Origin of the sequence: Burkholderia sp. BCC1977 (assembly GCF_905339595.1) — a bacterium.
GTDB lineage: Bacteria > Pseudomonadota > Gammaproteobacteria > Burkholderiales > Burkholderiaceae > Burkholderia.
This window is the reverse complement of sequence record NZ_CAJPGQ010000084.1, coordinates 1-9658: the sequence shown is the minus strand read 5'-3', so window position 1 is coordinate 9658 and position 9658 is coordinate 1. Positions and strand designations below refer to the sequence as shown.

General features: G+C 58.4%; 8 protein-coding genes and 1 pseudogene. All 9 read right to left on the bottom strand.

Features of this window, described 5'->3' with window-relative positions:
- Positions 1-222: pseudogene (locus tag U5771_RS34240) on the bottom strand (IS3 family transposase); the annotation flags it as partial.
- A gap of 274 nt (positions 223-496) precedes the next feature.
- Positions 497-733, bottom strand: a complete 237-nt coding sequence (locus U5771_RS34235; RefSeq protein ID WP_322028040.1) for a hypothetical protein — start codon at positions 731-733, stop codon at positions 497-499.
- A 27-nt stretch (positions 734-760) separates the two neighbouring features.
- Entirely contained in the window at positions 761-1699 is a 939-nt protein-coding gene (locus U5771_RS34230) for an electron transfer flavoprotein subunit alpha/FixB family protein (protein ID WP_322028039.1), read from the bottom strand.
- A gap of 14 nt (positions 1700-1713) precedes the next feature.
- A complete protein-coding gene (locus U5771_RS34225) occupies positions 1714-2463 on the bottom strand; it encodes an electron transfer flavoprotein subunit beta/FixA family protein (RefSeq protein WP_322028041.1) in 750 nt (249 codons plus the stop codon).
- A gap of 254 nt (positions 2464-2717) precedes the next feature.
- Positions 2718-3581, bottom strand: a complete 864-nt coding sequence (locus tag U5771_RS34220; RefSeq protein WP_322028038.1) for a 3-keto-5-aminohexanoate cleavage protein — start codon at positions 3579-3581, stop codon at positions 2718-2720.
- A gap of 247 nt (positions 3582-3828) precedes the next feature.
- Positions 3829-4608 (bottom strand): enoyl-CoA hydratase/isomerase family protein, encoded by a 780-nt coding sequence (locus U5771_RS34215; RefSeq protein WP_322028037.1) that lies wholly within the window; start codon positions 4606-4608, stop codon positions 3829-3831.
- 28 nt (positions 4609-4636) lie between these two features.
- Positions 4637-6586, bottom strand: coding sequence for an acetyl-CoA carboxylase biotin carboxylase subunit (locus tag U5771_RS34210; RefSeq protein ID WP_322028036.1), 1950 nt, complete (start codon positions 6584-6586; stop codon positions 4637-4639).
- Between the two features lie 8 nt (positions 6587-6594).
- Positions 6595-7743, bottom strand: a complete 1149-nt coding sequence (locus tag U5771_RS34205; RefSeq protein ID WP_322028035.1) for an acyl-CoA dehydrogenase family protein — start codon at positions 7741-7743, stop codon at positions 6595-6597.
- Positions 7744-7794: 51 nt separating this feature from the next.
- A complete protein-coding gene (locus U5771_RS34200; protein ID WP_322028034.1) occupies positions 7795-9414 on the bottom strand; it encodes an acyl-CoA carboxylase subunit beta in 1620 nt (539 codons plus the stop codon).
- Between the last annotated feature and the right edge of the window lie 244 nt (positions 9415-9658).

The window sequence follows — 9658 nt, the reverse complement described above, 5'->3', positions numbered from 1 at the left end:
CCGCCCGGAACGAATCGATCCGGCCACATCGATTGCCAGGCATTCACGCGTGTACTCATCGATCACCGTCAGACACTTCAACTGCTTGCCGTTAGCGCACGCGTCGAATACGAAGTCGTACGCCCAGACGTGTCGTGCTGCGGTCGCCGGCTGCGGTCGAGGGCGATGGACCGACACGCGTCGACGGGGTCGCTTGCGTGGCACTTGCAACCCGGCAATCCGCCTCTCCTGACAACTCAACCAAGCCGGAAATCTCCACTTCCGACCGGGACTAATTCTGGTTCAGGGTCACCGCTACCCTTTGAAACATTGACCAACGCCAAATTAAAGGACTCCGTGGTTCGTGGGTAAAATCACTGAAAACACATTCGCCTTAATCTACATTCGCGAAGGCTTTGCTACCTCCCGCCGACAAATTCCCAATCTGAGTGGAATGGTTTCGCAAGATGCTCTGCACCCGAGGATCGCAGGACCTCGCGCATAACTTCTCCTCCAATTAAAGCAAACCTATGTGCGACTCTTCCGCTACCGCCTTGGCCTCGCGAATCGCATCGTCAAAGGTGGATTCTCTCGCCACATGCACACGATCGACGCTGACGTGCCAATTTCCGAATTGGAAGCGCCAACGAATGCGGCGCTCTTCCAGCAGGTATGAAAACCATCGCCAAATCGAAGCGTCATCCGCATTCGCGATGATGGCGTTCTCAAAGCGCATCCTCGCCATCGTGTCCATACGTCAAGCTCTACGGCTCCCTATCGATTAACACGACAGTTTGTCAACCAACTCCGGGACCGCAGCAAACAGATCGCCGACAAGGCCGTAATCTGCAATACTGAAGATTGTCGCATCGGGATCCTTATTGATCGCCACGATCACTTTCGAATCCTTCATGCCGGCCAAGTGCTGAATCGCACCCGAGATACCAACCGCCACATACAGTTGCGGCGCGACGATCTTGCCCGTTTGGCCAACCTGATAGTCGTTCGGTACATAGCCTGCATCGACAGCCGCGCGCGATGCGCCCAGCGCCGCGCCGAGCTTGTCCGCCAACGGCTCCAGCACCTTCGTGTAGTTCTCACCGCTCCCCAGCCCGCGGCCACCCGACACGATGATATTCGCGCTCGTCAGCTCCGGACGATCGAGCTTCGCCACTTCGCGGTTCACGAACTGCGAGATACCGCGATCGGCCGCCGCTTCGATCTTCTCGACCGATGCGCTGCCACCTTCCGCTGCAACCGCGTCGAAGCCCGTCGCGCGCACCGTAATCACCTTGACCGCATCACCCGACTGGACTGTTGCGATCGCGTTGCCCGCGTAGATCGGACGCTCGAACGTGTCGGCCGACACCACGGCCGTGATCTCGCTGACCTGTGCTACATCGAGCTTGGCCGCCACGCGCGGCGTCACGTTCTTGCCGTAAGCGGTGGCCGGTGCCAGAATGTGCGAGTAATCCTTCGCGATGTCCAGCACGGTGGCTTCGACGTTTTCCGCGAGGCCTTCGGCCAGGTGCAGTGCATCGGCCAACAGCACTTTCGCCACGCCAGCGAACTTGGCCGCCGTATCAACCGCACCTTGCGCGTTGTGGCCCGCCACTAGCACGTGGACATCGCCGCCGATCTTCTGAGCGGCGGCAATGGTGTTCAGCGTCGCGCCCTTGATCGACACGTTGTCGTGTTCTGCAATAACAAGAATCGTCATGTCTCTTGCTCCCCTTACAGCACCTTGGCTTCAGTCTTCAGCTTCTCAACCAGTGTCTGCACGTCCGGCACCATCACACCAGCGCTACGCTTCGGCGGCTCGGCCACTTTCAGCGTCTTCAGACGGGGGGCCACGTCGACACCGAGATCTTCGGGTTTGATCGTTTCCAGCGGCTTCTTCTTCGCCTTCATGATATTGGGCAGCGTCGCGTAGCGCGGCTCGTTCAGGCGCAGGTCTGTCGTAACCACGGCCGGCAGCGTCAACGTCAGCGTCTCGGCGCCGCCGTCGACTTCACGCGCCACTGATGCCTTGCCGTCCGCAAGCGTCACCTTCGAAGCGAACGTCGCTTGCGGCAAGTTCGCGAGCGCGGCGAGCATTTGGCCGGTTTGATTCGAGTCGTCGTCAATCGCCTGCTTTCCCAGGATCACGAGCTGCGGCTGCTCTTTATCCACGAGCGCCTTCAACAGCTTCGCCACGGCCAGTGGCTGCAGATCTTCGTTCGTTTCGATCAGGATCGCGCGATCGGCACCGATCGCCAGCGCCGTGCGCAACGTCTCCTGGCATTGCATCACGCCGGCCGACACCGCCACCACTTCCGTGGCCGCACCCGCTTCCTTCAGACGCACCGCCTCTTCAACAGCGATTTCGTCGAACGGGTTCATCGACATCTTTGCATTCGCAATGTCGACGCCAGTACCGTTGGCTTTCACTGAAACTTTGATGTTTGCGTCGACCACGCGCTTTACTGCCACCACAATCTTCACCATGTTCTCCTGGCCACGCCGCCCAAAGGCACTTTTTCTTGCGCGAGGGCGAAGTACGAAATTACAGACAACCAACAAACGAGTGTCTTGGAGCAGCCGCGAAGCAGCGCCTCGCGAGTCAACTCGCGCATCGTCAGTGAACGTATTAATCGAGTCCGGTTGCGCTGCGCTCCGATCGCGGTTACCCATGCCCCGTTTGAGAGGGTGCAGGAAATCACACCCACCGTGCGGAGCAAAGTCAAGCTAGTGGGCAGTCAATTCAGGTGCATCAACGATCGAGCTTCGTCGGGGCTCGCTACGCTTCGTCCAACTTCATGCGCGTACCGCGCGAGCTGGTCGATCAATTCCGCGTTTGACCTTGCTCGGCTTCCATCCGGGAGATAAAAGGTGTCCTCCAAGCCAGACCGAAGAAATCCACCCAACTCGGCAGTCCTCCGATGCAACGGCCAAATCTCCTCACGCCCAATTGCCGTGACTTGCCAATTTGCCGGCTTACGCATTAGCTCGACAAGGATAGGCAGCAGTTCCGGATCTGTGGGCATGCCCGAAGCCACTCCCATCACGAAATTGTATTCCAACGGGCCGCTATACATACCCGCCTCTACGAACATCCCGACGCTTCGCACGATACCCACATCGAAGCATTCGAATTCAGGAAGCGTTCCTGCGTCCTTCATCACATCGATGAATTCTTGAATCTTCGACACAGGGTTGTCAAACATCAACGGCTTCCATGCCCAGGATCCGTCGGCCTTCGTCTTCAAGTAATTCAGAGAACCCGCATTACATGCGCCGATTTCTGGCTGCGTGTCACGAATGCACGAGAGTGCGCCGGCGATATCCGAACCGACAACGCCGGTGGAATGGTTAATGACGACTCCGGGGCAAGCATCACGAATAGCTTGCTGGATCTGTTCCGACAAGCCGCTATCCCACGACGGCAGGTGACCTTTTCCCGGCTCCTGCTGACGCAGGTGAATGTGCATTACCGTAGCCCCTGCATCGTAAGCCGCCTTCGCCTCAGCGGCCATCTGCTCGGGCGTAACCGGGACAGGGTGCCGCTGAGGGTCGGTCAAAACCCCCGTCAACGCACAGGTGATCACGACCTTGTCGCTCATATCAATCCTCCTAAATGGCGGCCACAAAACGTGGCCTTCTATCGCCAAGGTTATAAGCCACCGTAGATTGCGTCTTGCGGAAACTGGTTAGCGATCGATGCCTGGGACAGTGCTCACGGGTCGAGAGAACGCAATCTCAATGCAGACCACCAGTACACGTTCACTGCGGGCGAAGCAGGTAGGTGTAATGCACCCGTCACGTTACGCCCGCAGGCTACCAACGATGAACGCATTGGTCCGTCTGGCGTCATCGCCCGGTCCAGACAGGTCTGCGTTTTTCCTGGAATGCGGCGACCCCTTCTCGAGCGTCTTCCGTCTGCCCTACAAGGGCAATCTGACTTTCTGCAAATGCAATCGATTGATCGAAGGACATGGCGCTAATGGCACGAAGCGTATATTTTCCGCGGCGTATAGCAGATGGAGACTTGTCGATCAGGCGGCACAACAACGCGTCAGTGGCGCTGTCCAGATCCGCCGCCGGCACCACGTGGTTGACGAGACCATGTGCCAGCGCTGTCGATGCATTGAAAGCCTCGCCCGTCAGGCACCACTCGCGCATGACGCGTTGCGGCACGAGGTCTTGAAGAAGGCTCAGCACCTGCATTGGAAATACCCCCACCTTGACTTCGGGCAAACCAAAAATCGCGGAATCGGCTGAGACCGCGAGATCTCCCATGCATAGCAAGCCCATCCCTCCTGCCAGGCAAGCGCCGTTGACACGGACAATGCAAGGCAGCAACGCATCAGCGGCCATACGCAGCATGTTGGCGTAGGCGATGTGCGGCTCGGAAAAATCGAATTGGAAGGTGCGTCCCGGCTGCAAGTCCGCGCCAGCGCAGAATGCCTGGTCACCGGCACCCGTCAAAACGATCGCGCGCACGTCGGGATTCGAGTGAGCTATCCGGTAGCCTTCTACGATTCCGGTAACGACGTCGTCGTTAAGTACATTGCGTCGACTCGGACGGTTAATGGTGATCCAGAAGACACGGTCGCGTTGCTCTAACAACACTGCCGACTTTTCGGTCATAGGTGACGGCTCCTGCGGCGTGGCGAAATCAATTATTCCGCTCGATCTCGGCAACGATTCGGTGGGCGGCTACTTGGTCGCCCACCTTCACGTGAACTGCCAACAATCGCCCCGAGACAGGCGCGACATGGACGTGCTCCATCTTCATGGCCTCAAGGGTAATCACTGGCTGGCCCACCTCAACGATGTCCCCTTCGGTCGCGAATACAGTCATCACCCTGCCGTTCATGGAGGCACGAATCCGGCCATCGCCGCTAGCATCGCCTCTGAGTGTCGCGGGAGAATGAGTTTTATCTTCGACCCGGAACGGCCGGCCACGAAAATGCAACCAGAGTTCGCCCGCCTCGCGACGCCATTCCGCCTGTTCCATGAGACCATCGCAGACAAACCGCGCATGGTGCTTCCCCAGCGTCAGAAGCGTGATGTTGAATGTTCGCTCGCCGACGCGGACGACATAGTGCCGGTTACCATGGTGTGCGACGTCAGCAACGCAAGGCTGGGTATCCACCTCGAAGCGGAATGCAATCGGTAGCCGGGGACTCATGCCACCGCCATCGCCGTGGTGTTCGTAGGCCGTTGCATACAGCAATGCCACGCCAAGTGCCTGTGCGCACGCGTCGGTTTCCTCATCCTTTTTCAGCAGTGCGTCGTGGTTCGCTGCAATAAAGCCGGTCGTAGCTTGCCCACCGATAAAAGACTCGTGCATGAGGCATTGACGCAGAAACACCTGGTTCGTCTCGACACCTAGCGCGACCGCTTCGCCGAGCGCGCGAACCATCTTTCGCCTTGCGTCCTCCCTTGAAGGGCCGTGCGTGATCAGCTTCGCAATCATTGAATCGTAGTACGGCGAAATCTCGCTCCCTGCCTCCAGCGCGTGTTCCACCCGAATATCCCCCGGCATGCTCCACATCAACATCTTTCCGCTCTGCGGAATGAAGCCACGGGGCACGCTCTCCGCGCACAGACGCACCTCGATCGCATGACCGTTGAGTTCTACGTCGTCTTGAGTCAGGGGCAACGGCTCGCCGGTAGCCACTCGCAATTGCAACTCGACAAGGTCCAACCCTGTGATAGCTTCGGTCACCGGGTGCTCGACTTGCAGCCGAGTATTCATTTCCATGAAGTAATAGTTGCCATCCCTATCTAGCAGGAACTCGAGCGTGCCGGCGCCCTCATAGCCGATCGCCTTGACCGCAGCAACCGCGGTAGAGCCCATTCTTGCCCGCAACTCCAAATCGACGGCTGGTGACGGCGCCTCCTCAATCACCTTCTGGTGACGTCGCTGCACCGAACAATCGCGCTCCCCAAGATGGATTGCATTACCGTGCCTATCTGCGAACACCTGGATCTCGATATGACGAGGCTCGACGATGGCCCGCTCTAGGATGACCTCGTCATCGCCAAACGCTCCTTTCGCCTCGGATTTCGCGCTGTGCAAGGCATCGACAAACTGAGCCGATGAATGCACCAAGCGCATCCCACGTCCGCCACCTCCGGCAGTGGCCTTGATCATCACCGGATAACCGATGCGCTCGGCTTGCTCGGCAAGTGTCTGTTCCGTCTGGTCTTCGCCTTCGTAGCCTGGAACACAGGGAACGCCCGCTGCCATCATCAGCCGCTTCGCACCGGCCTTGTTGCCCATCTCGACGATGGCCCGCGGCGAAGGTCCAATGAACACTAACCCTGCATCGAGGCACGCCTGAGCGAAGTCCTCATTCTCGGCCAAGAAGCCATACCCGGGATGGACTGCATCCGCCCCACTCCGGCGCGCAGCTTCAATGACTGCATCGATGCGCAAGTACGACTCCGCCGGCAATGGGTCCCCGATGCAGACAGCTTGATCGGCCTCGCGCACGTGGACGGATCGAGCGTCGGCGGTCGAATACGCGGCTACCGTCTGGTACCCCATGGCTCGCGCCGTTCGAATCACGCGCAGGGCAATCTCGCCACGATTGGCGATCAGAATCTTATGAAACATTGCCGACCTCAAGCTGAGAACGTGCCCATGAACTTGGAGATGATCTGCAACATGACCTCGTCCGCGCCGCCGCCGATCGAGCAGAGCCGGCCATCGAGGAAGCGACGAGAGATCGTGGCCTCTCTTGTGTACCCCATGCCTCCCCAAAATTGCAGGCAGCCGTCCATCACCTCGCGGTTCAGTCTCCCGGCCTTGAGCTTGGCCATGGATGCAAGTTCAGTGGCGTCACCGCCGGCAACGACAATGTCGTACGCACGATATACCAGTGACCGAAGCGCCTCGGCCTCCGTCTTGTACTCCGCGAGTTTGAACTGTACCCACTGGTTATCGAGGATCGAGCGCCCGAAAGCCTTGCGCTCCCGCGTGTAATCGATGGTTTCCTCGATTGCGCGCAGAATCCCTGCGCAGGCACCGGCAGCACCCCAAAGGCGCTCAACTTGGAATTGCTCCATCTGATAAAAAAAGCCGCGCCCTTCGTCACCAATGCGATAGCACTGCGGAACGCGCACGTCGTCGAAAAATATCTGCGCCGTGTCCGAAGCCTGCATACCGATCTTACGGATCTTCTTGGTTACCTGGACCCCTGGCGTCTTCATCGGTACGACGATCAACGACTTGTTCCGATGCGCTTGTCCGTCGCCGGTGTTGGCGAGCACAATACAGAAATCTGCTTGCGTACCGTTCGTTGTCCACATTTTTCCACCATTGATGACATAGTCGTCACCGTCCTTGCGCGCGGTTGTCTTGACCGATGCCACATCGGATCCGCTGCCAACCTCCGATACGCCTAGACATGCGACATACTCCCCGGCGATCGCCGGAGCCAGGAATTCGCGCCGCAGCTCGTCGGAGCCATGCTTTGCGAGCGCTGGCGTTGCCATGTCGGTTTGAACGCCGATCGCCAACGAAACGCCATTGCAGACGGAAGCGCCCAGTACTTCGGCTTGCACCAAACTGTAGCTGTAGTCCAATCCGAGCCCCCCAAACTCCACGGGCTTCGTGATGCCCAGTAGCCCGAGATCTCCCATCTTCTTGAAAACCTCGTGAGCGGGGAAACATTCGGCATCCTCCCAACGCTCCACGTTCGGATTGATCTCTTCCGTCACAAACCGTTCGACAGTCCGGCGCATTTCTTCGTGTTCAGCGGAAAATTGCATTGCATTCCTCAGTACTCAGTGTGTTTGGCTACGGGCCGTCTACGCGACGTATCAGGGACGCGCGACCCCGAACTGCATTGGCTGCGGCTGAAATACTTCAGCTTCACGACAGATAGCCAACACATACGCCAGAACCGAACGGGTTTGGCGTGGATCGATAACACCGTCGTCTAGCAAGTGTGCGCTAGTGGTGAAGACGTCCATCTGACGCTCGAAGTTGGCAACGATCTTCTCCTGAAGACGCTCGATTTGCGCCGAATCGACCGCACCTCGGCGTTGCATCGCCTGTTCCGTGACGATCGCCATTGTCTTGGCAGCCTGCTCCGCGCCCATCACCGCGGTCTTTCCGTTTGGCCAAGCAAAACAGAAGCGCGGAGCGAATCCCCGGCCGCACATGCCATAGTTCCCGGCGCCGAAGGAAGCCCCACAATAGAGAGTGATTTGCGGCACGGTAGCATTTGCCACCGCTTGAATCATCTTGGACCCGTGCTTGATGATCCCAGCCTCTTCATAGAGCCGGCCCACCATAAATCCGGTTGTATTGTGCAGATAGAGAATGGGAACATTAGCTTGGCAGCACGCCTGAATAAAGTGGGTTGCCTTCGTTGCGCCTGCGGGGTCGATAGGTCCATTGTTCGTAATAATCCCGACGGGCAATCCCTCGATCGTCGCGTTACCGCATACAGTCGCCGATCCATACAATGGACTGAACTCTAGAAAATCCGAGTCATCAACGATGCGGGCGATGACTTCCTTCATGTCCACCGGGCGCCGATGGTCCATTGGCATGATGCCAAGTAGTTCTTCGGCCTCATAGCGCGGAGGCTTCGCCTTCTGGACAGACAGAGGCCGAACATCGGCGTTGAAGCGCAGCTTGGCCATCAACTCTCGCGCAATGCGTAGCGCGTCGCGATCGTCTTCGGCCAAGTAATCCGACAAACCTGAAATTGTCGAATGCATTTCGGCCCCACCCAGCTCTTCTTCGCTGGCCACCTCGCCGGTCGCAGCCTTCAGGAGCGGCGGGCCAGCCAAGAAGGCGCGCGAACGCCCACGAACCATCACGATGTAGTCTGCGAGGCCGGTTTGGTAGGCCCCGCCTGCCGTCGACGAACCATGGGTCACGGTAATGACCGGAAGTCCTGCAGCCGACAATCGAGCGAGATTACGGAAGATATTCCCTCCCCGCACGAACTCCTCGATACGATAGGCCATGAGATTCGCACCGGCGCTTTCGATGAGTTGCACCAGTGGAAGTTTGTTCTGCAACGCGAGCTCCTGCGCTCGCAGTGTCTTGTCGAGCCCCATCGGCTGCAGCGCACCGGCTTCGATGCCCGAGTCCGAAGCGAGCACCATACAGCGCACACCGCTCACATAACCTATGCCTGTGATGACCCCGCCCCCCGGAACACTGGCATCCGGTTCCGGTTTGTCCAAGCAGTAGCCCGCAAGAGTGGAAAGCTCCAGAAATGGAGCGCCGGGGTCCAAAAGGATCGCCAGCCTGTCCCGCGGAAGCAGCTGACCGCGTTTTTCGAAGCGCGACTTCGAGTTAGCAGAAACTGACCGGGTACGCTCCTCGAGTCCACGGACTCGATTGAGCAACCCAACCATTCCTTCGCGATTAGCATTAAAGCTGTCGCTCGATGTTGAAAGTGTGGATTCGATAATGGGCATGATGAACGTCCGTGCTACGGCCGGCAGCCGGTAGCTAGCACTTAACGCCCCATATGTTAGTGATTGGGAACACGTTGGTCTTGCGGATACTGGCTGAGAATCCCAGCGAGTACGGGTTAGTTGCGCCAGCGCGCCATACCGAGCCTTCGACCGTCGTGCGACCCAAGTCGATGGGGCGAATCTCGCCCCTCCATACCCGGCAGAAAATGTGCGCGAGAGCGCGAGGAGCTGGCCATGTGAATCA